Origin of the sequence: Sedimentitalea sp. XS_ASV28, from assembly GCF_041224545.1 — a bacterium.
In the GTDB taxonomy this organism is placed as follows: Bacteria; Pseudomonadota; Alphaproteobacteria; order Rhodobacterales; family Rhodobacteraceae; genus Sedimentitalea.
Map to the genome: position 1 here is coordinate 73046 of NZ_JBGFGP010000090.1, position 26537 is coordinate 99582.

Sequence of the window (26537 nt, forward strand, 5' to 3'; positions counted from 1 at the left end):
TCAGCTGTCCTTCTGGCCCGTGGCGCGGGCATAGGCGATCCGGGCGGCGCGTTGCGCCAGAACGCCTGCAACATGGGTGCGGAACTTGATTGTGCCGCGTTTGTCATCAATCGGGGAACAGGCGGCGCTGGCGGCCTCCGAGAGCGCGGCCAGCGCTGCGTTGTCCAGCGTGGTGCCGATGATCGCCTGTGCCGCCTCCTCGACCAGCAGCACGGTCGGCGCCACCGCGCCGAGGGCAACGCGGGCCTCGGTGATGGTGTCGCCGTCAACGCGCAGGTTGATACCGCAACCGACAACCGCGATGTCCATCTCGGTGCGCGGAATGAACCGAAGATAGGCGTCGCCTCCATTCTCGCCGCGCGGCGGCAGTGTGACCCGGGTGATCATCTCGCCACTGGCGAGGCTGGTCTTGCCCGGACCAGTGGGAATGTCTTCGACGGCGACCTCACGCGTCCCGTCCAGGCCGCTCACCGTCACGGTTGTGCCGGCGGCGACCATCGCGGGAACGGCGTCGGCGGCAGGCGAGGCGTTGCAGAGATTGCCCACCATGGTGCAGCGCCCCTGAACCTGCGTCGAGCCGATCAGGTCGGTGGCCTCGACCACGCCGGGCCAGTCACGGCCCAGTTCTGCATGTTCTTTCATTTCGGCCCCGGATACGGCGATTCCGATCTGCCAGCCGCCTTCGGGCGTGCGGGTGATATCCTTGACGCCATCGATGCACTTGACGTTGATCAGGGTGTCCGGGGTCAGGATGTCGGCACGCATCTGGACGAGCACATCCGTGCCCCCCGCGAGAAAGCGTGTCACGCCGTCGGCCTGCGTGGCGATTGCGATTGCGTCATCGAAACTGGTCGGGGTGTGGTACTGCATGTGTCGGGCTCCCGCTGGACTTGCGCCGCAACTGTTTCAGATCGCGCGGGCAACGGCAACACCCCGCAGACGGATTGCATCGCGCCTGGACCTGCGCTTAGGATCAGGCCAGATCAGCAGGGGGCAGGACATGACAGAGTTGAACGGCGCAGAGAGTCTTGTGCGGTCGCTGATCGCCAGCGGCGTGGATACCTGTTTCACCAATCCGGGAACGTCAGAGATGCATTTCGTGGCGGCGCTGGACAAGGTGCCGGGAATGCGGTCGGTTCTTGCGTTGTTCGAAGGCGTTGCGACAGGCGCGGCGGACGGCTATTTCCGGATGGCGGAAAAACCGGCCTGCACGCTGCTGCATCTGGGGCCGGGGCTGGCGAACGGGCTGGCCAACCTGCACAATGCGAAAAAGGCCGGCTCCGGCGTGGTCAACATCGTCGGCGAACATGCGGCCAGCCATATCGAGCTCGATGCGCCGCTGACCTCGGATATCGCCGGTATCGCCCGCCCGATGTCGCATTGGGTACATGCCTCGATCAGCGCCGCAGACGTGGGTGCCGACGCCGCGCGCGCGGTACAGGCGGCACGCACCCCGCCGGGGCAGGTGGCGACGCTGATCCTGCCCAGCGACACGGCCTGGACGTCGGGCGGGCAGGTGGCCGAGCCCTTTGCCGTGCCCGAGCGTGGCCATCTCGATACCGCCGCGCTGGACCGTGCGATTGCGGCGCTGGACGGGCCCGACAGTCTGCTCTTGCTCGGCGGTCGTGCATTGACCGAAGCAGCGTTGGAGACGGCGGGGCGGATCGCGGCGCAAACCGGGTGCGCGTTGCTGTCCGAGTGGTCCAACGCCCGGATGGAGCGGGGCGCGGGGCGGGTTGCCGTTGGCAAGGTGCCTTATCCGATAGATCTCGCGCTTGAGGCGCTCGACAGATACCGACGCATCGTCCTTGTCGGCGCGCGTGCGCCCATCGGGTTCTTCGCCTATCCGGGCAAGCCTGCGATCCTGAGCCGCGACGGTGCCGAGATCATTTCGCTCGCCGGGGCAGGGGATGATCTGGCCGGAACGCTCGAGGCGCTGTCGGATGCAGTTGGCGCCTCGCGGATGGCTCCGAGCGGTGTCGGCACCCGTCAGGACATTGCTCTGCCACAAGGGGCGGCGACCCCGGAAACGATCGCTGCGGTTCTGGGGCGGACGATTCCCGAACACGCCATCGTGGTGGACGAGTCGGTGACCACCGGGCGCGGGTTCTTTGCGGCGACCACCGGGGCCGCGCCGCACACATGGCTGAACAATTGTGGCGGTTCCATCGGGTATGGCCTGCCGGTGGCCATCGGTGCGGCAATTGCCTGTCCGGATCGCAAGGTTCTGGCGCTGACCGGCGATGGAAGCGCGATGTACACGCCACAGGCGCTCTGGACGATGGCACGCGAGCAACTGGATGTGACCATCGTGATTTTTGCCAACCGCAGCTATGAAATCCTGCGCGGCGAGCTGACCAATGTCGGTGTCCGCAATCCGGGCCCGCGTGCCATTGACATGCTGTCGCTGAGCCGGCCCGACCTGGGCTGGGTCGGGATGGCGCGGGCGATGGGGGTTGACGGGTGTCGTGCCGGGGATGCGCCCGGGCTCGAGGCCGCGATCAAAACCGGTCTGGCAAAGCCGGGTCCGTACCTGATCGAGCTGGAGTGCTGAACCGCGATGCCCTGCGACCGGCGGGCCGCCGGTCGTTGCGCTTTTCGGATCGGGGGCCGCAACCGCGTTGCGGCGCGCCGGTCTCAGAACGGAATTTCGTCGTCCATGTCGCGTGAGGAAGGCGCGCTCTGACCGCCGCCATACTGGTTGTCCTGCGGGCCGCTGTCATATCCGCCCCCCTGGCCGCCGCCATAGCCTCCCTGGCCTCCGCCGTAGCCACCACCGCTGCCGCCGCCGCCATCGCGACCGTCGAGCATGGTCAGCGTGCTGCCGAACCCCTGCAGGACGACCTCGGTCGAGTAGCGATCCTGTCCCGACTGGTCCTGCCATTTGCGTGTCTGCAACTGGCCCTCGATATAGACCTTGCTGCCCTTGCGCAGATATTGTTCCGCGACCCGCACCAGCCCTTCGTTGAAGATCGCGACCGAATGCCATTCGGTCCGCTCGCGCCGTTCACCGGTATTGCGGTCCTTCCATGTTTCGGACGTGGCGATCCGCAGGTTGCAGACCTTGCCGCCGTTCTGAAACGTGCGCACTTCGGGATCGCGGCCAAGGTTTCCGATGAGAATGACTTTGTTGACTGAGCCGGCCATGGCGCTTCCTGTTCCTGTGAGTTGTAGACTGACTGCGAATCCTGACGATCCGGTTTGCGCCAGCCTATACGTCCGGCGCCGGGGATAAAACATTGGAAAAACCCGTCGTGACGCCGATGTCTGGTCTTTCCGGACGAATTGGGTATATTGCGCGCCGAGGAACAGTGAGCAGGAAGTGAACCGGATGCGCATGTTGGCGTTGACGATTGCGATTGCCGGGCTGGGAATGACACATGCCGCAAAGGCGGACATGTTCTCGACCCGGGGCAAGCGGGACCTCTTTGCGTCGCAGACCCGGGTGCTGGATGGACGCGCAGCCAAGCAATACGCCAACTCGGCCCGGCTGAAGCCACCCACGATCCACACACCGAGCAAGGGCGGCGTTCAGACCTATCGCGGCAAATACCGTGGCAAGTACCTGAACATGGCCAAGGAAGCGGCCCGGCGTCATAATGTGCCCGAGGAATTGTTCGCCCGGCTGGTGCAGCAGGAATCCGGCTGGAACCCGAACGCACGCTCGCACAAGGGGGCGCTCGGATTGGCGCAGTTGATGCCGTCCACCGCTCGCGCCCTGGGGGTCGATCCCCGGGACCCTTACGAAAACCTGGATGGCGGCGCACGATACCTGGCCCGCCAGTATCGGGAATTTGGATCATGGCGCCTGGCGCTGGCCGCCTATAATGCCGGCCCGGATGCGGTCAAGAAACACGGCGGCGTTCCCCCCTACAAGGAAACCAAGAATTACGTAAAGGTGATCTGGGGCAGCTAAAGCGCTTCGCAATTGATTTGAAACATCTGGTATCACCTAACGCGTTGAAATCCTTGATTTCAGGCAGGGTTAGGTGATTCAGGTGTATCGCGAAACGCTATAACGCGCACTCCGCGACGCGCACCACCGGCCCGTTTAACGGCGAAAGGGGCCGGCGTCGGTAACGTCTATTCGGCGGCGACCTTGATCACCGGTTCCATTTGTGCGAGTTTTTCGTCGCTCAGGTGGCATTTGATCTGGTGATCGCCTGCCAGCATCCGGATCGGTGGCACCTCGGTTTCGCAGAGATTGCCGGGCACTTCGGATTTCCAGCGGCAGCGGGTCTGGAACGGGCAGCCGCTGGGCGGGTTCATCGCCGAGGGAATGTCGCCCTCAAGGACGATATGTTTCTTTTCGACCGACGTGTCGGCGATGGGAACCGCAGAGAGCAGCGCCTCGGTATAGGGGTGATAGGGCGGCGCAAACACCTGATCGGTGGTGCCAAGCTCGACCACGTGGCCGAGGTACATCACCATGACCCGATCCGACAGATACCGCACGATCGAGAGGTCATGGCTGATGAACAGCAACGTGGTTTTCTCGTTGCGCTGGATTTCCATCAACAGATCGGTCACGGCGGCCTGCACCGACACGTCGAGCGCCGAGACCGGTTCGTCCGCGACCACGATCCGTGCGCCGCCGGCAAAGGCACGGGCGATGCCCACACGTTGTTTCTGGCCGCCGGACAGCTGCCGTGGCATCCGGTCGGCAAAGGCCCGGGGCAGCTTCACCAGATCGAGCAATTCGAGCATTCGGGTCCTGCGTTCGGCCTCGCTGTTGCCGATGCCGAAAATTTCGAGCGCACGAATGATCTGGCGACCGACCGTCATCGACGGATTCAGCGTGTCGAACGGGTTCTGGAACACCATCTGTATGTCGCTGACCGTCTTGGTATCGCGCTTTTCGATGGGCACCTGTTCGATGTTGCGGTTGTCGAGCAGGATTTGTCCTTCGGTCGCGGTTTCCAGACCCATCAGCACCTTGGCAAAGGTGGACTTGCCGCAGCCCGATTCACCGACGATGGCCAGTGTCTCGGATTCGCGCGCCTCGAAACTCAGGGTTTCGTTGGCCTTCACCACTTTCGTGCTGCCACCGCCGAATATCGCATTGGCAGCGACCTCGTAGTATTTCTTGAGCTTGTCCATCTTGAGGACGACCTGGCCGATCTCGCCTTTCTCCTTGGTTTCGGCCATTTCCACGGGTGCGCTCCAGTCGATTTCCCGGAACTTGAGACAGCGCGTGTGGTGGCGGTCATTGCCGGGCACAGGCTCCATCATGATGTCGCCCTGGTCGCAGCGTCCGGCCTCGAAATAATCGCAGCGCGGACCGAAATTGCACCCCGTGGGCCGTTCGTGGGGTAGCGGGAAGTTGCCGGGAATTGCCACCAGCGGGCGGGTGTTCTTGTCGGCACCGGGCAACGGGATCGACCGGAACAGGGCCTGGGTATAGGGATGTTGCATCTCGTCAAACACGTCCCCGATACTGCCGCGCTCGACGGCCTCGCCAGAATACATCACGCAAATCCGGTCGCATGTTTCCAGCACGAGACCCAGATTGTGCGAGATGAACAGCATCGACGTGCCGTATTTGCGGCCCAGATCCTTGACCAGTTCGACAATTGCCGCCTCGACCGTCACATCCAGCGCCGTGGTGGGTTCGTCCAGGATCAGAAGCGCCGGTTCCGACATCAGGGCCATGGCGATCACGATGCGCTGCTGCTGACCGCCGGAAAGCTGGTGGGGAAAGGAATTGAGGATGCGTTTGGGGTCGGGCAGCTTGACGTCGGTGACCACCTGCAGCGCGCGCTCATAGGCGTCTTTGCTGGAAAGCCCCTGATGGATCATCGGCACTTCCATGAGCTGTTTGCCGATCTTCATCGCCGGGTTCAGCGAGGCCATTGGTTCCTGGTAGATCATGGCGATCTCGCTGCCCCGGATGTCGCGCAACTCCTCTTCGCTCATAGAAGACAGATCGCGGCCCTTGAACTTGATCGAGCCGCCGACGATGCGGCCATTCTTGCCGAGATCCTGCATCACGCCGAGCGCGACGGTGGATTTTCCGCATCCGGACTCCCCGACAAGTCCGACAGCCTCGCCGGGTTGCACGGTCACCGAGAAATCCATGACCGCCGGGATCTCCCGCAACCGGGTGAAGAACGAGATCGACAGTTTGTCGATTTCCAGGATTGGTCCGTCAAAGTCCCATTTTGCCATGATCTTCTCCCCGTACAGGTTCTTTTTCTTGCTTCAAATATCCCGGGGGTCCGGGGGCTGGCCCCCGGTCCGGCCTTCGAAATCAGTCCCTCAGACTTTCTTCGCGCAGACCATCGGCCAGCAGGTTGAGCCCCAGAACGAGACTCAGCAATGCAAGCGCCGGGGGCAGGGCGGGATGCAGGTAGATCGACAGGAGCTTGCGCCCCTCGTTGATCGTGCTGCCCCAGTCCGGGCTTTCCGGTGGCAGGCCAAGGCCAAAGAAACCGAGTGTTCCCAAAAGGATGGTCGTATACCCGATGCGCAGACAGAAATCGACGATCAGCGGTCCGCGCGCATTGGGCAGGATTTCCCACAGCATGATGTACCATGGTCCTTCGCCCCGGGTCTGCGCCGCAGCCACGTAGTCGCGCGTCTTGATGTCCATCGCCAGTCCGCGCACGATGCGGAAGACCGTCGGCGAGTTGACGAACACCACCGAGACAAAGACCACGAGAATGCCGCCGGGAATGTCGAACGCGTCGAGCACGTCCGGCAGGATTGCGATCTTGGTGCCAGACTCGGAAATCAGCGACAGGTAGAGCCAGAGCATCACGCCCAGCACCGCGATGAGCAACGGCGTGCGAAACCGCGGCTGCGTATAATAGCGCGAGTTCAGCAACACGCCCACAAAGACGATGGGAAAGACGAAGAGCACGGTGGCCATATAGTTCGGCACGCCCGTCGCCACGATTTCCGGAGTCACCAGCAGGTAAAAGAGCAGGATCACCGGAAAGGCGAGGATCAGGTTGGCGAGGAAGGACAGAAACGTGTCGAGCCGGCCGCCGTAATACCCCGCAGGGAGCCCGAGCGTGATACCGACCATGAAGGCAAACAGGGTTGCGAGAGGCGCGATCTGCACCACCACCCAGGCCCCCTTGACCATGCGGCTGAAAACGTCGCGTGCAAGATTGTCGCCGCCAAGCAGATACCAGGCATACTCTCCGCTCTCCGGGTCTGGCAGCGGAGTGCCGGGCACCTTGTTCTTCATGCCGGAAATCTGCGCCAGCGGATCATGGGTCACGATCAGGTCGAAGGCGCCGAAGATGCCGGTGAATACCCAGAACATCACAAGCGCAAAGCCGACCATGCCGATCGGGCTGTCAAAGAGTTTGCCGTAAAGCCCGAGCTTGCGCTTGAAGGTGATCGAGACGGTAAACAGGATGACGAGCGCGATCCAGACCGGAATGAACTGATAGAGGACGCGAAGGATGATGTCGAATGTGCCGAGAGGTTCCATGTTCTCTGTCCTCCCTCAGGAAATACGGATGCGCGGGTTGAGGTAGACATAGCCGATATCCGATATCAGCTGGGTCACCAGCACCACGATCACGGAGACCACCGAAACCGCAAGCAGCAGTTCGATGTCGTTATTGCCGGCGGCCTGCACCAGAACCCAGCCAAAGCCCTTGTAGTTGAAGAGCGTCTCGACGATGACGACGCCGTTCAGAAGCCAGGGAAATTGCAGCATGATGACCGTGAAGGGCGCGATCAGCGCGTTGCGCAGCGCGTGTTTCAGGACGATGTCGCGGAATTTCACGCCCTTCAGACGCGCGGTGCGGATATATTGCGCGGTCATGACCTCGGTCATGCTGGCGCGGGTCATGCGGGCGATGTAGCCCATGCCATAGAGCGAGATCGTCAATACCGGCAGAAAGAAATTCTCGAAATTGGCGCTTTCCATCGCCGAGGTCGCGGTGCCCTTGAACCATTTCAGCCCCACCGCCGACGAGGTAAAGACCGCGATGAAGATCACGCCCGAGACATATTCGGGGGTTGCCGTGGTGATGATGGAAAAGGTTGAAAGGGTACGGTCGGTGACCGAGCCTTCGCGCATGCCCGCGAGCACACCGATCAGCAAGGCGCTCGGCACCATGAGAACCAGAACCCAGAACATCAGCTTGCCCGTCAGCCCGAGACGTGTCGAGATGATGCCTGAAACCTCGTCCTTGAACACGGTGGAATAGCCCCAGTCGCCTTGCAGGATGCCACAGAACCTCGGGGCATCGGCGGCTTCCTCGACCGTTGCGGTTCCCTCGATGCAGCGCCCTGTCACGCCTTCGTCGCTTTCCAGGGTCCAGCCCGGCAACACGCCGAGCCACTGACCGTATTTCACCGGTAGAGGCTGCATATAGCCACCCTTGGTCAGCCAGCTTTCGACCGCTTCGTCGGACATGCGAAAGTTGCCCTGGGTCTTGGCGAGTTTTTCGAGGTTCGGGTAGAGATTGGTCAGAAAGAACACGATGAAGGTGAGGCAGATCGCCGTCAGTATCATCACGCCCGTTCGACGCAGAATGAAAAGTCCCATGAAGTCCCCCTGTCTACTGCTGGCTCCGCGCCGGGTTGTCCGACGTCTGGCGGGCTGGCGGCACGAGCGCCCGAATGCTGCCGCACGCTAGGGACGCGCGGCAGCAATTCGTTCTTCAGGCGGCAAAACCCCATTTGTAATGGTGGTGTTCGAAGGTCAGATGCATGTCGGTGTTCACCAGTCCTTCCCTCATGTGACGATAGAGAGAACGCCAATAGGGCTGGATCGTGACGCCTTCTTCCTGGATCAGCGCCTGGCCCTTGGCCGAGATCTCGCGCCGCTTGTCGGCATCGGCGATGGCGAGCGCCTCTTCGAGCAGCGCGTCGAACTCGGGATTGGACCAGCCGAATTCGTTCCAGGCCTCGCCCGAGCGGTAGGCCAGCGCCCAGATCTGCACACCCAGCGGACGCGGATTCCAGTTGGTCGAGCTGTAGGGGTATTTCGTCCAGTCGTTCCAGAAGGTCGATCCCGGCAGCACGGTCCGCTTGACCTTGAAACCGGCATCGCGAAGCTGTGCGGCGACGGCATCGGTGGTGTTCTTGCGCCAGTCGTCGTCGATCGACATCAACTCGTGCTCGAAATCCATCATCCCGGCTTCTTCCATCAGGGCGCGGGCCCGCTCCGGGTCGGGTGCGATTGGCGGCAATTCGGCATATTCCGGATGCAGCGGTCCAACATGATGGTTTTCTGCCGGTCTGCCGCGATTGCCATAGCCCAGTTCCAGAAGAACCGAGTTGTCCACCGCCAGTTGCAGCGCCTGTCGCACGCGCTTGTCCGCATAGGGCTTGACGCCGTCGAACTCGGCAAACTGGTTGGGCCGGATAACGATGGTCGCTGCGGTTACCACCTCGGATTTCACATAGCCGAGATCGTCCATCACGTCGATGAATTCGCCCACGGATTCATAGAGCATATCGACCTCGTCTGATTCCAGCGCGGCCAGCCACGAGGACGGATCGGTGCCATAGTCGATATACTCGATGCGGTCGAGATAAGGCCCGCCATAGACCTCGGTGCCCCACCAGGTGTGGTCTTCGTTGCGCACCAGCGTCGCCTTGACGCCAACTTCCATCTCTTCGAGCAGGAAGGGGCCAGTGCCGACATTCTTGGTGAAATCATCGGTCTGATAGCTGGAATGCACCACCGCCGCCGGATAATCGGCCATGCCGACGATCAGGGTGATATCAGGCCTTGGCAGGTTCAGGCGGACGGTGGTGTCGTCGACAACTTCGATGGCGCCGTCGCGGGCTTTGCCGGTCTCGTCGTCGATCAGCGTCGCGAAGCGTCCGGCCATGGAATTGCCCTCGACCGACTTGTCGCACCAGCGTTCGATATTGCGGGCAACGTCCTCGGCGGTGAAATCGTCGCCGTTGTTCCATTTCACGCCCGGACGGACATTCAGCGTATAGACCGTCGCGTCGTCGTTGATCTCCCAACTGTCGAGCAACATGCCCCGCACCGTGCCGTCATTGTTGTATTCGACCATGTATTCGAGCGTGCCGCGAGTCTGGTTGCCCAGTTCGGACCAGTCATAGGTGCGGGTATCCTTGAGCGCCTTGATCTGCATCTGCACCCGCAATGTCCCGCCCTGTTTCGCTTCCTGCGCCTGGGCCGGCATCGGCAGCCCGATCATGCCATAGGCCGCCGCGGTCGTGACGCCAAAGGTCGACGCACGTGCAAGGAAATCCCGGCGCGTGATCTTGCCGTCGCGATATTCCTTGGCGTGCATCTCGGCAGCCCAATGGATCGGCTTGCCGTTGATTGTCTGCTGGGTCATCTGGCTCTCCCTGTTGATGTGATGAGGATATCGGAATGACACGCTCGTCATGACCTGTCAGATACACAGGTCCACGCGAGGCTTATGATCGCTTGTGACTTCATTCCCTGAGGGTATTCGGCACAAGATTGGCCCACAGGTCAATGATCGCTTTCGACATTCTGGTAATATTTACGACATTGCTAAAGCAGTAGAGCAAATTCGGGAAACGACATCCGATGTCGTGATCTATCCGGGGCGGTTGAATGCGAATCGTTCCGGACGGCCCAGTCAGCACAATTGTGGCCGCGCAAGGCAGATCAGGATTGTGGCTGCGCAAGGCAGATCAGATTGTGGGTGTGATCGAGATCCAGTCCCGCATCCGGGCGCGGAACCATGTGCGCTGGCGTTTCGCGAATTGGCGCGTGGCAACGGTGGCGCGCGCGCGGGCCTCCTCAAGGGTCAGATCGCCCTGAATATGTGCGATCAACTCCGGCACGCCGATCGCGCGAAAGGCGGGCAGGGCGGGGTTGTGGTGTGGCATCATCTCCTGCACTTCGTTCAGCGCGCCCATGTCGATCATCTGGTCAAACCGCCGCGCAATTCGTTCGTTCAGCCAGTCGCGGGGCGCATCAAGGACGAGAGGCGTCGTGTGCGCAAGCGGCAGCGCGGGCGGTGGAGTTTCGGCTTTCCAGTCCGCGAGCGTGCGCCCGGTCGTGGCCTGAACTTCATAGGCGCGCTGGACCCGGGTCCGGTTCCGGATGTCGAGCCCCGCAAGCGTGTGCGCATCAACCGCCGCGATCAGAGCTTCGTGACTCATTGCGTCGGCGGCGCGGCGGATCTCCGCCGGGGTGGGTGGAATGTCGGCGATTCCCTGGGTCAGCGCGGAAAAATAGAGCCCTGTGCCGCCGATGATGATCGGACGCTCGCTCCCCGTCAGAAGCGGAACGACCTCGCGCAGCCAATGGCCCGTGGAATAAGGTGCGTCGTGGTCGATATGGCCATACAGGCAATGCGGCACGCGCGCTTCCTCCTCCTCCGAGGGGCGCGCGGTCACGACACGCCAACACGCATAGACCTGGCTGGCATCCGCATTGACGATGACTCCACCGTCGCGCTCGGCAATTTGCAGCGCCAGCGCGGATTTCCCCGATGCCGTGGGGCCCGCGATCAGAACAGGCTTGTCTATTGGAATATCAGGGAGTTGCGCGTGGTTTTTCATGTTTATCTGTCGCCTGTAACGATTTTTCTGCGGCGCTTTGCCTGCCTCAGCAGGATGGCGGATTGTACCCGGACGCAATTTCCTTCATTTTGCCCGAAGTAAACCCGTCCTGCCGCGGAGCGCAACATGACCACGTCCTCACCATCCGAACCTGCAACCGCCCCGGACGCAACGGCCTTTCGCAGGGTCATGCTCAAAATCTCGGGCGAGGCCCTGATGGGAGACCAGGGGTTCGGACTGCATCCGCCAACCGTCGAGCGGATTGCCAGGGAAGTGCAGTCGGTTCACGAGCTTGGCGTCGAAATCTGCATGGTCATCGGGGGCGGCAACATCTTTCGCGGATTGCAGGGCTCGGCGCAGGGGATGGAACGCACCACCGCCGATTACATGGGGATGCTGGCGACGGTGATGAACGCGTTGGCGATGCAATCGGCGCTTGAGGCGCTGAATATCCACACCAGGGTGATCAGCGCGATCACAATGAACGAGGTGGCGGAACCCTATATCCGCCGCCGCGCGGTGCGGCACCTGGAAAAGAAGCGCGTCTGCATCTTTGCCGCCGGCACGGGCAACCCGTATTTCACCACCGATACGGCCGCGACCCTTCGCGCCAACGAAATGAAATGCGAAGCGATCTTCAAGGGCACCAAGGTGGATGGTGTATATGACAAGGATCCGGCCAAATATGCTGACGCCAAACGCTATGACACCGTGTCCTATGACGATGTATTGGCGAAACGTCTGGGCGTGATGGATGCCAGCGCCATCGCGCTGGCGCGCGACAACAGCTTGCCGATCATCGTGTTCTCGCTCGACGAGCCGGGGGGATTTCGCGGCATTCTCGCGGGCGAAGGGACCTATACCAAGGTTCAGGGGTAAGTTTGCACCAGGGGTCAGGGGGGCAGAGCCGGCCGGCAGGGGCGGACGGTCGCCTCATGCGGGCAGGGCGCACAAGTGCCGCTGGTCTTTCCCGCTTCATCTGCTAATAACGTGGCGTTAGGCCTGCAGGTATACTGAACGGCACGAAACGGAACGCGCATTTCTGGAGAATAGAGCGACATGTCTGACGACTTCATGCTGGACACGGATGATCTTGAGCGGCGAATGGATGGCGCAATGGCCAACCTGCGCACGGAATTTGCGTCGCTGCGGACCGGACGGGCCAGCGCATCCATGCTCGAACCCGTGATGGTCGACGCTTATGGGTCTGCGACGCCGATCAACCAGGTCGGCACCGTCAACGTGCCCGAACCGCGCATGGTGACGATCAACGTCTGGGACAAGGGTCTTGTCGGCAAGGTCGAAAAGGCGATCCGCGAGAGCGGTCTGGGTATCAATCCACAGTTGAACGGCACGATCATCATGTTGCCCATTCCCGAGTTGAACGAGGAGCGCCGCCGCGAGCTTGGCAAGGTGGCGGGCCAATACGCCGAAAGCGCGCGGGTTTCGGTCCGCAACGTCCGGCGGGATGGCATGGACCAGATCAAGAAAGCCAAATCGGACGGTGCGGTTTCCGAAGACGATCAGAAATTCTGGGAAGAGACGGTTCAGGAACTGACCAACAAGCATATCGCGGCCATCGATGCGGCGCTGGAAGCGAAACAAGCGGAAATTATGCAGGTTTGAGACAGCACGGCAAGACATCTGTAGCGGAGACCGCGCCTCCGGGCGGGCCGCGTCACGTGGCCATCATCATGGACGGCAACGGTCGCTGGGCGCAGGCGCGCGGGCGGCCGCGCCTGTTCGGTCACCATGCCGGGGCGCGGCGGGTGCGCGATGTCGTCGAGGCCTGCCCGGATCTGGGTATCAAGTATCTGACGATATTTGCATTCTCGACCGAGAACTGGAAACGGACCCAGGTCGAAGTGGCCGGGTTGATGAGTCTTTTTCGCCGCTACATCACCCGCGAGGCCCGTGCGCTGAAGGATCGAGGGGTGCGTGTGCGGTTCATTGGCGACCGTCTGAGGCTGGATGAAAAGCTCGTCGTCCTGATGGATCAGCTTGAGGAAATGACCGCAGGCAATGACGTCGTACATCTGACGATCGCGTTGAACTATGGCGGTCGCGACGAGGTGGCCCGCGCGACCAAGCGCCTGGCGCAGGATGTCGCCGCAGGGTGTCTGAGTCCGGATGACGTCGATGAGGAAACATTGCCGCGTTATCTCGACACCCATGTTCTGCCCGATCCGGACCTCGTGATCCGTACCAGCGGCGAGGCGCGGATATCGAACTTCCTGCTCTGGCAATCGGCCTATGCGGAATACGAGTTCATCGACACGCTCTGGCCGGATTTCTCCGCTGAGGAACTCCGCCGTCTGTGCACCAGCTACGGCGCGCGCGATCGCAGATTCGGCGCCGTTCCCGCATGAGCGGCGGTGGCCGCTGGGCGGATCTGGCACCGCGTATCGGATCCGCCGTGGTCATGGTGGCCGTTGGTGTGCTGGCAATCTGGGCCGGTTCTGATGTGTTCCATGTCTTTGTCGCCGTGCTCTGCGGGACGATGACGTGGGAATTGCTGCGGATGCTGAACGGGCAATCCGGATCTCTGATCCTGATCGTTGCCGGGGTGGCGGCGCTGTCGCTGTTCGCCGCGATCCATCTGCCGTCAGCCTATGCCGTGCCGCTATGCGCGGTGCCGCTTGTGTTGGGGCTGCTGGTGACGCGTCGGCATCGCCTCGTCTGTGCGGCTTACATGGCGCTCATTCTGCTGGCCGGGCTGGAAATGATGATGCTGCGCGATGAGCTGGGCCTTGTCTGGATCATCTGGCTGATCCTGATCGTGGTGGTATCCGATGTCGCCGGCTATTTTGCCGGTCGCTTGCTGGGCGGGCCGAAATTCTGGCCGCGGGTCAGTCCGAAAAAGACATGGTCGGGAACCGTGGCGGGATGGCTTGGCGCGGCGGTGGTCGGTGCGGTTTTCGCGGTGCAGCAGGAAACAAGCCTCCTGCTCGTGCCCTATTCCGTTCTCGTGGCCTTTGCGGCGCAGATGGGCGACATCGCCGAAAGCGCCGTGAAGCGGTTGGTCGGCGTCAAGGATTCCAGCGCGCTGATCCCCGGACATGGCGGTTTTCTCGACCGGTTTGACGGGATGCTGGGGGCATCCTTCTTCATGTTCGTCATCGCGGGACTCTGCGGATTGCCACCAGGATCCGTGTGATGCGGCGGGTGTCGATTTTCGGAGCAACCGGCTCGGTCGGACAGAATACGATTGACCTGCTGCGCCGGGACCCGGGCGCCTATCATGTGGCTGCGCTGACGGGCGGGCGCAATATCGCGCAGCTCGCACGGGACGCGCGTGCGCTGCGGGCCGACGTTGCGGTGACGGCCTTTCCCGAGTTGATCGACGATCTGCGCGCGGCCCTGTCGGGCAGCGATGTGGTGGCCGCCGCCGGGCCGGATGCCCTGGTCGAAGCGGCCTCACGCCCCGCCGATTGGGTGATGTCCGCAATCGTCGGGGCCGCCGGGCTGAAACCCGGACTGGCGGCACTGGAGCAGGGGGCGACGCTGGCGCTGGCGAACAAGGAATCGCTGGTTTGCGCCGGCCCTCTGGTTCTGGAAACCGCGCGCAAGGGGGGTGGGCGACTGCTTCCGGTGGACAGTGAACACTCGGCTGTGTTTCAGGCTTTGATCGGTGAAGACATCGCCAGCGTCGAACGGGTCATCATCACCGCCAGCGGCGGCGCGTTCCGCGACTGGCCGCTGGAAAAGCTGCCGGAGGCGACGTTGGCGCAGGCATCGAGCCACCCCAATTGGGACATGGGACAGCGGATCACGATCGACAGCGCGTCAATGTTCAACAAGGCGCTGGAACTCATAGAAACAAAAGAATTTTTTGATGTTTCTCCTGACATGATCGAAGTGATCGTGCATCCGGAATCGCTGATCCATGCAATGGTCGGGTTCAATGACGGGGCGTTGATGGCGCATGTGGGTCCGCCAGACATGCGCCATGCGATCGGCTTTGCATTGCACTGGCCAGAACGGCTGAGCCTGCCGGTGGAGCGCCTTGACCTCGCCAAGGTGGCACGCATGACCTTTCGCGATCCGGAAGATGCGCGGTATCCGGCCCTGCGCCTCGGGCGCGCGGTGATGCATCGCGGCGGATTGTCCGGTGCGGTCTTCAACGGCGCCAAGGAACGCGCGCTTGACGGCTTTCTCGCCGGGCGCATCGGGTTCGTGGACATGGCGGTGATCGTGGAAGACGTGTTGAACCGTTTCGAAGCCAGTCCCGGCCTGATGGATGGCGAGATGACCCTTGAAAACGTGATGCGCACGGACCATCTCGCGAGGGACTGGGCCGATATCGCAATGCAAGAACGAGCAGGATAACAGTTTGGATTTCTTTTCGTTGATTCCGCAGTTTGGCGGACTGCTATACACTTTGCTCGCGTTCATTGTGGCGTTGTCGGTCATCGTGGCGGTGCATGAATACGGCCATTATATCGTTGGCCGCTGGTCGGGGATTCATGCCGAGGTGTTTTCGCTCGGCTTCGGTCCGGTGCTTTACAGCCGCGTCGACCGGCGCGGCACCCGTTGGCAGATCGCCGCGCTGCCCTTTGGCGGGTATGTCAAGTTCCTCGGCGATGCCAATGCCGCTTCGGGCAAGGATGAAGAGGCCATGGCGCAGGCGGGCGGAGACCCGGTTGCGTTGCGACGGACCATGCATGGGGCACCGCTCTGGGCCCGCGCCGCGACGGTTGCCGCCGGCCCTGCGTTCAACTTTGTCATGTCGATCATCGTGTTCTCGGCGATTGCCCTGACACGCGGCGTGATCAGCGAACCGCTGACCGTGGGCGAGGTTCAGGAGCTGCCTTCCGGTTTTTACCAGCTGGCGCAAGGTGATGAGATCCTCGCCATTTCCGGGGCCTCGGCGCCCTCTTTTGACAATGATGTGGCCTGGTCGGCGTTTACGGCGGACATCCCTGTCGAACCGGTGTTGGAGTACACGGTGCAGCGAGGTGATCAGGAACGGGTCGTGCAGGGGCCATACCTGTTTCCGCCCTATGTCTCGCAGGTGGCGCCGCGCAGCGCCGCAATGGATATCGGGCTTGAATCCGGTGACGTGATAACCGCCATTGATGGCGCGCCGATCTTTGCCTTTGAGCAACTGAAATCCGCGGTTGAGTCCTCGGATGGCCGCGTGCTCCTTCTCGATGTGTGGCGGCAAGGCGAGACTCTCGAATTTGCCCTTGCTCCGCGCCGCACCGACGAACCGCAGGCGGATGGCGGCTTTGTCACGCATTGGCGGATCGGAATCGCCGGTGGCATGGCTTTTGTTCCCGCGACCGAGTCCGCAGGTCTGGGGCAAGCCGTTACCGGCGGTGCCGTGCAGACCATGGCGATCATTTCCAGTTCACTCTCGGGGCTCTGGCACATGGTGACCGGGGCGATCAGCACCTGCAACATGTCCGGCCCGATCGGAATCGCCGAAACCTCCGGCGCGATGGCGTCGCAGGGCGCGCAGAGTTTCATCTGGTTCATCGCCGTGCTGTCAACGGCGGTCGGCCTGCTGAACCTGTTTCCGATCCCGGCGCTGGATGGAGGGCATCTGGTGTTTTACGCCTACGAAGCCATCGCGGGAAAACCGCCCAGCGATGGCGCCTTGCGCATCCTGATGGCGATTGGCCTGGGATTGATCCTCTCGCTGATGGTGTTTGCCTTGGGGAATGATATTTTCTGCTAGGCGTGGGCTGGCCGCTCCGCTTCGGCAGCGTGCGACAGGGCACGCCTGATCTGCCTGCGGCCGGTGCCGCCCCAGTGTTGCCACATTCTTCCGGTAGTTGTATGCGCGTGCGCCCAAGTCGGCAAAGATCGGGAGAACATGATCTTGCACGCATTGCAAAAAACCTGTCGCGGTCTCAGCCTCATGGTTGAGTTGAACGCGGACCGCCTCTTGTTCCTGTTGGCGATTATCGCCGGACTGATGGCCGGTGCGTTCGTCGTCAGCCTCTGACCTGCGCCGCCTCTTGAACCTTGCCCGATCCGGGTTTGAACGGATCGTCGCCGCATGCGGTTTTGACATCATCCTACAATCCCGATAATCACGGTTCCAAAGCTGTGATAAACGGGGTTAGGACAGATGGGTTTGGGCTGGGCTGTGGGTATATCTCGTGATCGCGCATGCAGTCGATTCAATATGTTGTGTCGGCGGATAATTCCACTTTTCCTTGTTGTTGCAACGGTTTCGCTGCTTTCGACCGGTTTCGCGTCGGCGCAGAGCTATACGTTCAATTCGATCCAGGTCGAGGGCAACAAGCGGATACCGACGTCGACCATTGCCGCCTACACGGGAATCAAACCTGGTGAAGCGGTCAGCGCGGGTGAGTTGAACGCCGCCTATCAGCGAATTGTCGACAGCGGCGTTTTCGAGAGCGTCGACCTGGAACCGCGGGGCCGCACCCTGCAGATCAGCGTCACGGAACGCCCGACGATCAACCGGATCAGTATCGAAGGCAACCGACGTCTGAAGGATGAGGATCTCGAAGGGTTCATCGAGTCGAAATCGCGCCAGGTGTTCAACCCGACCATCGCCGAGAACGATGCCTCGATCATCGCCGAAGCCTATACGCAGCAGGGCCGCATTGCCGCCGTCGTCACGCCCCGTATCATCCGGCGCAGCGAGAACCGCGTCGATCTGATTTTTGAAGTCGCCGAGGGCGAAACCATAGAAGTCGAGCGCATCAGCTTTGTTGGCAACAGGGTGTATTCCGATGGGCGTCTGCGCCGTGTCCTGCAAACCAAGCAGGCGGGCATTTTGCGGGCCTTTGTCCGCTCCGACACGCTGATCGAGGACAGGATCGAATTCGACAAACAGGTTCTGCGCGATTTTTACCTGTCGCGTGGATATGTCGATTTCCGGATTCTGGGAACCAACGTGGAGCTGACCAAGGAACGGGATGGCTTTTACCTCGTTCTGAATATTCAGGAAGGCCAGCAATTCAAGTTCGGGCAGATCACGACCGTCAGCGAAATAAACGGCGTTAGCGCCCAGGACTTTCAGGATGTGCTGAAGATACGTCCGGGTGTCGTGTACTCGCCCACACTGGTCGAGAATTCGATTGCGCGCATGGAACGTCTCGGCATCAGGCAGGGGGTCGATTTTCTCCGCGTCGAGCCACGGGTCACGCGCAATGACCGGGACCTGACGCTTGATGTCGAATTCGCGTTGGTCAAGGGTCCGAAAATTTTTGTCGAGCGCATCGACGTCGAGGGCAACACGACGACGCTTGACCGCGTGGTGCGCCAGCAGTTCCGCATCGTCGAGGGCGATCCGTTCAACCCGCGCGAAATTCGCGAAAGCGCCGAGCGGATCCGCGCACTCGGATTTTTCGCGACGGCAGAGGTGGATACGCGGCAGGGATCGAGCCCGTCGCAGGTCATCGTCGACGTGGATGTCGAAGAGCAACCGACCGGGTCGCTCAATCTCGGTGGTTCATACTCGGTCGTCGATGGCTTTGGCATTGCGATCGGTCTGACCGAAAACAACTTCCTCGGACGTGGTCAGCGGCTGTCATTCAACATTTCGACCGCGCAGGAATCGGACGCCTACACGCTGGGATTCTCCGAGCCTTACCTGCTGGGCCGGGATCTCAGGTTCGACATTGAATTGGGTGTTGCGACACGTTCGTCCAGCTTTGCCAGCTATGACATCGACCGGGGCTTCTTTTCACCGGCCCTGACCTTCCCGATCAGCGAGAACGGACGCATTCAGACGCGCTACAGCTTTGACGACAGCGAGATGGAAGCACGCGGAGAGCCCGCATCCGACTATAGCGGTGAGGTCATTCAACGCGAGATCGCCCAGGGGCGGCGGTCGAGCAGCGTGCTGGGCGTGAGCTATATCTATGACAGCCGCCTGACCGGGCTGAACCCGAATGCGGGTGTGCTGTTTCAGGTCGGTGCGGACATTGCAGGGCTTGGCGGTGATAACCAGTATATCAAGTCCTCGGCCAAGATCATCGCGCAACGGCGTATCCTGAATGAAGAGGTGGTTCTGAGAGCCTCATTCGAGGCGGGCGCGCTCAACTGGCAGTCGGAGACGCCCAGCCGTTCCATCGACCGCTATATCCTGACACCGTCGATCATCCGCGGGTTTGAACCTGCGGGTATCGGGCCGCGGGACCAGTCCAACGGGTTCGACGATGCCATCGGCGGCAATTATTTCGCGGTTGCCCGCTTCGAAGCGGAATTTCCGCTGGGTCTGCCCGAGGAACTGGGCCTGCGTGGCGGTGTTTTCTATGACATCGGCAACCTCTGGGGCATCGAAAACGTCGATACCGCGGGGGCGACCTGCGGCGGTGCGCCCGGCGTTTGTGGCGCGGATGGGTCCTGGCGCTCGGCAATCGGCGTATCCTTGCTCTGGACGACCGGGTTCGGACCGCTGCGTTTCAACTTCAGCAAGGCTCTGCAGAAAGAGGTCTTTGACAAGGAGCAGAGCTTTGACCTGACCATTCAGGCGCGGTTCTGAGGGCTTATGAAACGTCATGCGGCGCGTCTTGGGACCGGGCTGATTGCCCTGCTTCGGGTGGTCGCGCTGCTTGTCGCGGTCCCGATCGGAGCATCGGCGCAGCAGCTCGGATTGCCGGACAGCGTAATCCTGACGATTTCGTCGGAGCGCCTGTTCAACGATTCCGCTTTCGGGCAGCGCGTGGCGCGCGAGTTCGAGGCCGCGAGCGGCGAACTGGCCAAGGAAAACCGGCGGATCGAGCAGGAACTGACCGAGGAAGAGCAGGAGCTGACCGACCGTCGCCCCGAGATGGACCCGGCGGCGTTTCGTGAACTGGCGGATGCGTTCGATGCCAAGGTCAAGGAGTTTCGACGCACGCAGGATGCCAAGGCCCGCGCGCTGGTTCAGAAGAACGAAGAGGAGCAGGTCAAGTTCATCCAGGCGGCACGCCCGATCCTGACCGATCTGATGCGGGAAGCGGGGGCCGGCGTTGTGCTTGAACGATCGAGCGTGTTCCTGAGCGTCACCGCGATTGACGTGACCGAAGTGGCGATCAACCGGCTGAACGCCACCATCCAGGATGGCGTGGCGTCGCCTGAGGAACCTGCCGGTCAGAAATGATCGGCATGGGCCCGGCTGCGCGCCTCTCGCCCTCTCTTCGCCGGTTTGCCGCTAATTCAACGGCACAACTTGCCCAAGCCCGAGCGGGTTGCTACTCAGGTCTCCGCAGCCCCAATTTCAGGAACATGCTTGATGACCGACGACTTGAAACGCGCAGACATTCATATGATTCAGCGAATCCTGCCGCATCGCTATCCATTCCTGCTGGTGGACAAGGTGGAAGAGATTAACGGCACTGCCTCGGCGCGCGGATACAAGAACGTCACCATGAACGAGCCGCATTTCCAGGGGCATTTCCCCGGCACGCCGGTGATGCCCGGAGTCACCATCGTCGAGGCGATGGCGCAGACCGCCGGCGTCATGATCGGCGTCGGCGCCGATGTGGTCGATCAGGACCTGTTGATCTATTTCATGTCTATCGACAAATGCAAATTCCGCCGCAAGGTGATACCGGGCGATGTTCTGGTCATGGAGCTTGAGACATTGCGGGGCAAGCCGGGGGGAAAGGTCTGGAAATTCGGGGGAAGGGCAACGGTTGACGGTGAGCTCGCCGCCGAGGCGGAATTCTCCGCCATGATCGAATTTCCAAAGGGCTGATGGCATGGCTCAGGTGCACCCAACGGCGGTGATCGAGGACGGGGCCCGTTTCGGTGAGGATTGCGTCATCGGCCCGCTCTGCATCGTCGGCGCGGGCGTGGTTCTTGGCAACCGGGTGGTTCTGAAAAGCCATGTGGTGATCACGGGCAATACCGAGATCGGTGATGATACCGTGATCTTCCCTTTTGCCGTGATCGGCGAGATTCCGCAGGATCTCAAGTTCAAGGGCGAGGAAAGCCGGCTGATCGTCGGGGCGCGCAACCGCATCCGCGAGCATGTGACGATGAACGCCGGCACCGATGGTGGCGGCGGTGTGACACGCATCGGGGATGACGGGCTTTTCATGGCGGGATGCCATATCGCCCATGACGCGCAGGTCGGCAATCGGGTCATCGTTGTCAATTCGGCGGCCGTCGCCGGGCATTGTGTGCTCGAGGATGATGTCATCATTGGCGGACTGGCCGGGATCCATCAATGGGTCAGGATCGGACGCGGTGCGATCATTGGCGCCGTCACGATGGTGACAAACGATGTCATCCCCTATGGTCTGGTTCAGGCGCCGCGCGGCGAATTGCACGGGTTGAACCTGGTCGGTCTGAAACGGCGTGGCGTCGCGCGATCCGACATCACGGCCCTGCGCGCCGCGTTCCAGATGCTGGCGCAGGGCGAGGGCACCTTCCACGAGCGCATAGAGCGGCTGGGCAATGAAACCGACAGTCAGCAGGTGCAGGAAATGGTGAATTTCGTTCTGGGTCATACGGATCGATCGTTTCTGGTTCCGGGGCGCTAGGCATGGGGCTGGCAATCATCGCGGGGGCGGGTGGCTTGCCGCGCGCTCTGGTGCGGCAGCTTGCGACGCGTCCGATCGTCTGTGCGCTGTCCGGATTTGAGCCGGACGGGGTGGATGTCGACGAGATATTTCGCCTGGAGACGCTCGGCACGCTTCTCGAAGGGCTCAGGGCCAAGGGTGTCGACGAGATTTGCCTTGCGGGGTCGATCAGCCGCCCGGTGATCGATCCGACGGCCATCGACGCCGCCACGCGGCCTTTGATCCCGCTGTTGCAGCAGGCGCTGATGCGGGGTGACGACGGGGCGCTGCGCGCGGTCATGTCGGTATTCGAACAGGCGGGGTTCTCGGTGCGCGCGGCCCACGAGATCGCCCCGGGTCTTTTGCCGCCTGCGGGGTGCCTCACCCGGAACGAACCGGATGAGGCGGCGCAGGCCGATGCGACCCGGGCCGAAGAGATCGTCGATGCGATGTCGGCGGTGGATGTCGGGCAATGCTGCGTCGTGCAGGCAGGGCAGGCATTGGCCATCGAAACGGTCTATGGCACCGACTGGATGTTGAGGTGGCTCGCCGCCCGGCCAGAGCACGCCGCGCAAGGGGGCATCCTGTTCAAGGCGACCAAGCGCGATCAGGACAAGCGCGCGGATATGCCGACCATCGGCGTCGATACGGTCGCATCCGCCATAACGGCCGGGGTACGGGGCGTGGTCGTGCAGACAGGCGGCGTTCTGGTTCTCGACCAGGATGAGGTGACGCGGGCCTGCGACGACGCGGGCCTGTTCCTCTGGGTGCGGAACCGGGGCGGCTGATGCGGGTCTTTCTGATTGCCGGAGAGCCTTCGGGTGACCGTCTTGGCGGGGCGTTGATGCAGGGCTTGCGCAGCCTTGTGCCAGATGTCGAGTTTCAGGGCGTCGGCGGCGCGCAAATGCAGGCGCAGGGCCTGCAGAGCCGGTTTCCGATGGACGAGCTCAGCGTCATGGGCATTGCCGAGGTGCTACCGAAATACGCGCATCTGAAGCGCCGCATCGCCGAGACTGCGCAGGCGGTGATCTCCGAGCGGCCGGACGTGCTCATCACCATCGACAGCCCGGATTTCTGTCTGCGCGTGGCCAGGCTGGTCAAGGCGGCTGCACCGATCCGCACCGTGCATTACGTCGCACCGACCGTCTGGGCATGGCGCCCCGGGCGCGCGCAGAAGATGGCGCAGATGATCGATCAGGTTCTTGCGCTGTTTCCGTTCGAGCCGCCCTATATGGAAGCGGCGGGTATGGACTGTGATTTTGTAGGGCACCCGGTCGTCGCCGAACCACAGGCCACGCCCGAAGAGATAAGCGCATTTCGCGCGGCCTTTGATCTGGGCGACCAACGGTTCGCGCTTGTGCTGCCGGGGTCGCGCAAGGGCGAGGTATCGCGTCTGACGCCGGTATTCGGCCGGGCGCTGTCGCGATTGGCGCAATCGCACCCGGATTTGCGGATCGTGGTTCCGGCGGCGGCGCCGGTGGCTGATCTCGTGCGCGAACGTGTGGCAGACTGGCCGGTAGGCACTGTTGTCATCGACCCGGCGGATTTCGACCCCGAACAAGCGCGTGCGCACAAGCGGGCCGCGTTCCGGGCGGCGGACGTGGCCCTTGCGGCGTCGGGCACGGTGTCGCTGGAGCTGGCGGCGGCACAGACCCCGATGGTCGTGGCCTATACCTTCAACTGGCTGAGCTGGCAGATCATCAGCCGCATGGCACTGATCGATACGGTTACGCTGGTGAATCTGGTGAGCGATACCCGGGTTGTCCCGGAATGTCTTGGCCCCGACTGCGAGCCGGAACAGATCGCGCAAGCGCTGAACACGGTGCTGGCCGACCCCGATGCGCAGCGTCAGGCGATGGAAGTGACCATGCAGCGGTTGGGTCTGGGAGGCGACGCGCCGGGCTTGCGGGCGGCGCAAGCCGTGCTGGCGCGGCTCTGAGGCGGAGACCGACGCTCCGGGCATCACCGACATAGCCGGAATGGCGGTGCCTCTCACCTTGCGCATCTGCGGCGCGGCGTGCCGTACCGGGTGCCCAACGACAGAGCGGCTTCCCTGCGCGCGTGAATGCCGGGATCAGCCGCGCCAGATCCACCCGCCACCAAAGACACGGCTGCCTCCGGTTTCGTAGAACACGCAGGCCTGGCCGGGTGACACGCCTTCTTCGGGATCGAACAGTTCGACGGTTGCGGTCGTATCGCTCAACGGGCGCAGGATCGCCTCGCGCGGGGGACGGGTCGAGCGGACCTTGACCGAAATATGCCATTCCGACCGGCTCGTCAGGGGGGCATCGCCCAGCCAGTTGATCTCGCGCACGGGCACGGTGCGGGTTGCCAGCAACTCTTTGGGGCCGACTATGACCTGCCGTTTCCCGACGTCGAGCTTCACCACGTAGAGCGGCTCGGACAGGCCACCGATACCCAGGCCGCGCCGCTGACCGATCGTGTAATGGATGATCCCCTCGTGATGCCCCAGTACCCGGCCGTCCGCGTGCACGATGTCGCCGGGGTCGGCGGCATCCGGGCGCAGCTTCTCGATCACCGCCGCATAGTTGCCGTTGGGGACAAAGCAGATGTCCTGGCTGTCCGGCTTGTCCGCGACACTCAGCCCGTATTTTGCCGCGAGGGCGCGGGTTTCCCCCTTGGACGGCAAATGCCCGAGTGGAAAGCGCAGGAAATCGAGTTGCTCCGGGGTCGTCGAGAACAGGAAATAGGATTGGTCCCGCGCGGCATCTTCGGCGCTGTGCAATTCCGCTCCGTGCGCTCCGATCTTGCGCTGGATATAATGGCCTGTCGCCATGCAATCGGCATCGAGATCCCTGGCTGTTTCCAGCAAATCCTTGAATTTGACCCGCTCGTTGCACCGGATGCACGGCACTGGTGTTGCACCGGCCAGGTAACTGTCGGCGAATTCGTCGATGACCGCATCCTTGAAGATATTCTCGTAGTCCAGCACGTAATGCGGAAAGCCCCGCTCCTCGGCAACGCGACGTGCATCATGAATGTCGAGTCCCGCGCAACAGGCCCCCTTTTTCGCGAGCGCCGCGCCGTGATCATACAGTTGCAGCGTCACGCCGACGACATCATAACCCTCATCCGCGAGCAGGGCCGCGACGACGGAACTGTCGACCCCGCCGGACATGGCCACAACGACCCGCGTTTCGGCCGGGGGTTTGGCAAAGCCGAGAGAATTGAGCGGGGTGTCTGAATCCAGCGCCATGTCGGCGTCTCCTGCGCGGTTGGGAAGGCCTCGCAGAATATAGGAAAATCGTACAGACTCTCAAGGGGCGGTTTCATGCCTCGTTAAGCCTGCTGCGGCACGTTGACGGGGGTGAAGCAGAGGAATGACAGATGTTTCTGAAAAAGGTGGAGGGGCCGCGAGCCGTGACGCTTCCGGACGGAACGATCATGACGCGGGCCGATTTGCCCGCGCCGAATACCCGGCGTTGGGTTGCCTCGCGCAAGGCGGCGGTCGTGCGGGGGGTTCTTTACGGGCTGATAACGCAACCGGACGCATTGCGAAAATACGGGTTGAGCGATGAGGAGTTCAAAAGCTGGGTCGCCGCCGTCGCCGATCATGGCGAAGATGCGCTGAAGGCAACGGCTCTTAAAAGGTATCGACAACCATAAGTTGCAATGCCATAGTTATTTCGACGGTAACGCACGGTTAACTTTTCTTGTTCAAGGTTAATGCGGAACGGGAAAACGATTGAGGCGGAGAACTCGGAATGCGCGTATTATTGGTTGAGGATGATCCAACGACGTCAAAGAGCATCGAATTGATGCTGACGCATGCCAATTTGAATGTCTATGCGACCGATCTTGGCGAAGAAGGAATCGACCTTGCAAAGCTGTATGACTACGATCTTATTCTTCTTGATTTGAATCTTCCGGATATGCACGGTCACGACGTCCTGCGCCAGTTGCGCATGGCGCGGGTCGAAACACCGATCCTGATACTGTCGGGGGCGGACGACACCGAAAACAAGATCAAGGGATTCGGTTTTGGCGCGGATGATTACCTGACCAAGCCATTTCACCGCGAAGAGCTTGTCGCGCGTATCCATGCAATTATCCGCAGGTCCAAGGGGCATTCGCAGTCGGTCATTCACACGGGAAAGATATCGGTCAACCTGGACGCGAAAACGGTCAGCGCGGGCGATCAGCCTGTGCACCTGACCGGCAAGGAATACCAGATGCTGGAATTGCTGAGCCTTCGCAAGGGCACGACCCTGACCAAGGAGATGTTTCTCAATCATCTTTATGGCGGCATGGATGAGCCAGAACTCAAGATCATCGATGTGTTCATTTGCAAACTTCGCAAAAAGCTGAGCAATGCCACCGATGGTGACAACTATATCGAAACGGTGTGGGGCCGCGGGTATGTCTTGCGCGATCCGCAGGACAATCACCTCTCGGGCCCTCGAATCGCGGTAGGTGCCTAGGCCGTGTTGACAAAAGGTGTTAACAGGGCGGGCTGAACGTGATTCAAACTGGTATCTGCAATGGAGACCAGCTTGGCACGAGACCTGATGTCGGACGAAGAGTGGGCGTTTCATGAACGCTTCATCCTGGCCG

At 61.8% G+C, this 26537-nt stretch carries 24 protein-coding genes; 16 read left to right on the forward strand and 8 right to left on the reverse strand.

Features of this window, described 5'->3' with window-relative positions:
- On the reverse strand, positions 1-870 hold the full coding sequence (locus AB9K34_RS05055) for a xanthine dehydrogenase family protein subunit M (RefSeq protein WP_369953347.1): 870 nt from the start codon (positions 868-870) through the stop codon (positions 1-3).
- Between the two features lie 130 nt (positions 871-1000).
- Here AB9K34_RS05055 and AB9K34_RS05060 point away from each other — a divergent pair, with 130 nt between their 5' ends.
- Entirely contained in the window at positions 1001-2554 is a 1554-nt protein-coding gene (locus AB9K34_RS05060) for an acetolactate synthase large subunit (RefSeq protein WP_369953348.1), read from the forward strand.
- Between the two features lie 83 nt (positions 2555-2637).
- On the opposite strand, the gene AB9K34_RS05065 is transcribed toward AB9K34_RS05060, so the two are convergent.
- Complete coding sequence (locus AB9K34_RS05065; protein ID WP_369953349.1) at positions 2638-3147, reverse strand: single-stranded DNA-binding protein; 510 nt, start codon at positions 3145-3147, stop codon at positions 2638-2640.
- A gap of 184 nt (positions 3148-3331) precedes the next feature.
- Here AB9K34_RS05065 and AB9K34_RS05070 point away from each other — a divergent pair, with 184 nt between their 5' ends.
- Positions 3332-3916, forward strand: coding sequence for a lytic transglycosylase domain-containing protein (locus AB9K34_RS05070; RefSeq protein ID WP_369953350.1), 585 nt, complete (start codon positions 3332-3334; stop codon positions 3914-3916).
- A gap of 167 nt (positions 3917-4083) precedes the next feature.
- Here AB9K34_RS05070 and AB9K34_RS05075 read toward each other — a convergent pair whose 3' ends face one another.
- The 5 genes from AB9K34_RS05075 to miaA form a co-directional block, all read right to left on the reverse strand.
- A complete protein-coding gene (locus AB9K34_RS05075) occupies positions 4084-6168 on the reverse strand; it encodes a dipeptide ABC transporter ATP-binding protein (RefSeq protein ID WP_369953351.1) in 2085 nt (694 codons plus the stop codon).
- A gap of 82 nt (positions 6169-6250) precedes the next feature.
- Positions 6251-7444: an ABC transporter permease gene (locus tag AB9K34_RS05080; protein ID WP_369953352.1), complete on the reverse strand. Its 1194-nt coding sequence runs from the start codon at positions 7442-7444 to the stop codon at positions 6251-6253.
- Positions 7445-7459: 15 nt separating this feature from the next.
- Entirely contained in the window at positions 7460-8512 is a 1053-nt protein-coding gene (locus AB9K34_RS05085) for an ABC transporter permease (RefSeq protein WP_369953353.1), read from the reverse strand.
- A 115-nt stretch (positions 8513-8627) separates the two neighbouring features.
- Entirely contained in the window at positions 8628-10289 is a 1662-nt protein-coding gene (locus tag AB9K34_RS05090) for an ABC transporter substrate-binding protein (protein ID WP_369953354.1), read from the reverse strand.
- 325 nt (positions 10290-10614) lie between these two features.
- Positions 10615-11490, reverse strand: coding sequence for a tRNA (adenosine(37)-N6)-dimethylallyltransferase MiaA (miaA, locus tag AB9K34_RS05095; protein ID WP_369953355.1), 876 nt, complete (start codon positions 11488-11490; stop codon positions 10615-10617).
- Positions 11491-11616: 126 nt separating this feature from the next.
- On the opposite strand from miaA, the gene pyrH reads away from it, so the two are divergent.
- From pyrH to lpxB, 12 genes are all read left to right on the forward strand, one after another.
- A complete protein-coding gene (pyrH, locus tag AB9K34_RS05100; protein ID WP_369953356.1) occupies positions 11617-12369 on the forward strand; it encodes a UMP kinase in 753 nt (250 codons plus the stop codon).
- Between the two features lie 180 nt (positions 12370-12549).
- Complete coding sequence (gene frr, locus AB9K34_RS05105) at positions 12550-13116, forward strand: ribosome recycling factor (protein ID WP_369953357.1); 567 nt, start codon at positions 12550-12552, stop codon at positions 13114-13116.
- The gene (gene uppS, locus AB9K34_RS05110) at positions 13113-13859 is read left to right on the forward strand and encodes a polyprenyl diphosphate synthase (protein ID WP_369953358.1); all 747 of its coding nucleotides are present in this window, start codon (positions 13113-13115) and stop codon (positions 13857-13859) included. The genes frr and uppS overlap by 4 nt, the downstream gene beginning before the upstream one ends.
- Positions 13856-14647: a phosphatidate cytidylyltransferase gene (locus tag AB9K34_RS05115; RefSeq protein ID WP_369953359.1), complete on the forward strand. Its 792-nt coding sequence runs from the start codon at positions 13856-13858 to the stop codon at positions 14645-14647. Before uppS ends, AB9K34_RS05115 begins: the two co-directional genes overlap by 4 nt.
- Positions 14647-15819 (forward strand): 1-deoxy-D-xylulose-5-phosphate reductoisomerase, encoded by a 1173-nt coding sequence (dxr, locus tag AB9K34_RS05120; RefSeq protein ID WP_369953360.1) that lies wholly within the window; start codon positions 14647-14649, stop codon positions 15817-15819. The genes AB9K34_RS05115 and dxr overlap by 1 nt, the downstream gene beginning before the upstream one ends.
- Positions 15820-15823: 4 nt before the next feature.
- Positions 15824-17173, forward strand: a complete 1350-nt coding sequence (gene rseP, locus AB9K34_RS05125) for an RIP metalloprotease RseP (RefSeq protein WP_369953361.1) — start codon at positions 15824-15826, stop codon at positions 17171-17173.
- Positions 17174-17626: 453 nt separating this feature from the next.
- Positions 17627-19957 (forward strand): outer membrane protein assembly factor BamA, encoded by a 2331-nt coding sequence (bamA, locus tag AB9K34_RS05130; protein WP_369953362.1) that lies wholly within the window; start codon positions 17627-17629, stop codon positions 19955-19957.
- Positions 19958-19963: 6 nt separating this feature from the next.
- A complete protein-coding gene (locus AB9K34_RS05135; RefSeq protein ID WP_369953363.1) occupies positions 19964-20557 on the forward strand; it encodes an OmpH family outer membrane protein in 594 nt (197 codons plus the stop codon).
- Between the two features lie 132 nt (positions 20558-20689).
- Positions 20690-21154 (forward strand): 3-hydroxyacyl-ACP dehydratase FabZ, encoded by a 465-nt coding sequence (gene fabZ, locus AB9K34_RS05140; RefSeq protein WP_369953364.1) that lies wholly within the window; start codon positions 20690-20692, stop codon positions 21152-21154.
- Between the two features lie 4 nt (positions 21155-21158).
- The gene (gene lpxA, locus AB9K34_RS05145; RefSeq protein ID WP_369953365.1) at positions 21159-21944 is read left to right on the forward strand and encodes an acyl-ACP--UDP-N-acetylglucosamine O-acyltransferase; all 786 of its coding nucleotides are present in this window, start codon (positions 21159-21161) and stop codon (positions 21942-21944) included.
- Between the two features lie 2 nt (positions 21945-21946).
- A complete protein-coding gene (locus AB9K34_RS05150) occupies positions 21947-22750 on the forward strand; it encodes an LpxI family protein (RefSeq protein ID WP_369953366.1) in 804 nt (267 codons plus the stop codon).
- Entirely contained in the window at positions 22750-23901 is a 1152-nt protein-coding gene (lpxB, locus tag AB9K34_RS05155; protein WP_369953367.1) for a lipid-A-disaccharide synthase, read from the forward strand. Before AB9K34_RS05150 ends, lpxB begins: the two co-directional genes overlap by 1 nt.
- Before the next feature lie 135 nt (positions 23902-24036).
- Here lpxB and mnmA read toward each other — a convergent pair whose 3' ends face one another.
- Positions 24037-25179: a tRNA 2-thiouridine(34) synthase MnmA gene (gene mnmA, locus AB9K34_RS05160; protein WP_369953368.1), complete on the reverse strand. Its 1143-nt coding sequence runs from the start codon at positions 25177-25179 to the stop codon at positions 24037-24039.
- 131 nt (positions 25180-25310) lie between these two features.
- Here mnmA and AB9K34_RS05165 point away from each other — a divergent pair, with 131 nt between their 5' ends.
- Together AB9K34_RS05165 and ctrA are read left to right on the forward strand one after the other, a co-directional pair.
- Positions 25311-25589, forward strand: a complete 279-nt coding sequence (locus AB9K34_RS05165; protein WP_369953369.1) for a DUF1153 domain-containing protein — start codon at positions 25311-25313, stop codon at positions 25587-25589.
- 98 nt (positions 25590-25687) lie between these two features.
- Positions 25688-26404 carry a response regulator transcription factor CtrA gene (gene ctrA / locus AB9K34_RS05170; RefSeq protein WP_369953370.1) on the forward strand — a complete coding sequence of 239 codons (717 nt, stop codon included), beginning with the start codon at positions 25688-25690 and terminating at the stop codon, positions 26402-26404.
- The last annotated feature ends 133 nt before the right edge of the window (positions 26405-26537 follow it).

Excerpts from the sequence above, each read along its gene's own strand:
- lpxB (WP_369953367.1), top strand. The coding sequence starts at position 22,750 with ATGCGGGTCTTTCTGATTGCCGGAGAGCCTTCGGGTGACCGTCTTGGC.
- ctrA (WP_369953370.1), top strand. The coding sequence starts at position 25,688 with ATGCGCGTATTATTGGTTGAGGATGATCCAACGACGTCAAAGAGCATC.
- AB9K34_RS05165 (WP_369953369.1), top strand. The coding sequence starts at position 25,311 with ATGTTTCTGAAAAAGGTGGAGGGGCCGCGAGCCGTGACGCTTCCGGAC.
- bamA (WP_369953362.1), top strand. The coding sequence starts at position 17,627 with ATGTTGTGTCGGCGGATAATTCCACTTTTCCTTGTTGTTGCAACGGTT.
- AB9K34_RS05080 (WP_369953352.1), bottom strand. The coding sequence starts at position 7,444 with ATGGAACCTCTCGGCACATTCGACATCATCCTTCGCGTCCTCTATCAG.
- AB9K34_RS05055 (WP_369953347.1), bottom strand. The coding sequence starts at position 870 with ATGCAGTACCACACCCCGACCAGTTTCGATGACGCAATCGCAATCGCC.
- mnmA (WP_369953368.1), bottom strand. The coding sequence starts at position 25,179 with ATGGCGCTGGATTCAGACACCCCGCTCAATTCTCTCGGCTTTGCCAAA.
- dxr (WP_369953360.1), top strand. The coding sequence starts at position 14,647 with ATGCGGCGGGTGTCGATTTTCGGAGCAACCGGCTCGGTCGGACAGAAT.
- AB9K34_RS05135 (WP_369953363.1), top strand. The coding sequence starts at position 19,964 with ATGAAACGTCATGCGGCGCGTCTTGGGACCGGGCTGATTGCCCTGCTT.
- AB9K34_RS05115 (WP_369953359.1), top strand. The coding sequence starts at position 13,856 with ATGAGCGGCGGTGGCCGCTGGGCGGATCTGGCACCGCGTATCGGATCC.
- AB9K34_RS05060 (WP_369953348.1), top strand. The coding sequence starts at position 1,001 with ATGACAGAGTTGAACGGCGCAGAGAGTCTTGTGCGGTCGCTGATCGCC.
- AB9K34_RS05075 (WP_369953351.1), bottom strand. The coding sequence starts at position 6,168 with ATGGCAAAATGGGACTTTGACGGACCAATCCTGGAAATCGACAAACTG.
- fabZ (WP_369953364.1), top strand. The coding sequence starts at position 20,690 with ATGACCGACGACTTGAAACGCGCAGACATTCATATGATTCAGCGAATC.
- AB9K34_RS05150 (WP_369953366.1), top strand. The coding sequence starts at position 21,947 with ATGGGGCTGGCAATCATCGCGGGGGCGGGTGGCTTGCCGCGCGCTCTG.
- AB9K34_RS05065 (WP_369953349.1), bottom strand. The coding sequence starts at position 3,147 with ATGGCCGGCTCAGTCAACAAAGTCATTCTCATCGGAAACCTTGGCCGC.
- AB9K34_RS05070 (WP_369953350.1), top strand. The coding sequence starts at position 3,332 with ATGCGCATGTTGGCGTTGACGATTGCGATTGCCGGGCTGGGAATGACA.
- frr (WP_369953357.1), top strand. The coding sequence starts at position 12,550 with ATGTCTGACGACTTCATGCTGGACACGGATGATCTTGAGCGGCGAATG.
- miaA (WP_369953355.1), bottom strand. The coding sequence starts at position 11,490 with ATGAAAAACCACGCGCAACTCCCTGATATTCCAATAGACAAGCCTGTT.
- pyrH (WP_369953356.1), top strand. The coding sequence starts at position 11,617 with ATGACCACGTCCTCACCATCCGAACCTGCAACCGCCCCGGACGCAACG.
- AB9K34_RS05090 (WP_369953354.1), bottom strand. The coding sequence starts at position 10,289 with ATGACCCAGCAGACAATCAACGGCAAGCCGATCCATTGGGCTGCCGAG.
- lpxA (WP_369953365.1), top strand. The coding sequence starts at position 21,159 with ATGGCTCAGGTGCACCCAACGGCGGTGATCGAGGACGGGGCCCGTTTC.
- AB9K34_RS05085 (WP_369953353.1), bottom strand. The coding sequence starts at position 8,512 with ATGGGACTTTTCATTCTGCGTCGAACGGGCGTGATGATACTGACGGCG.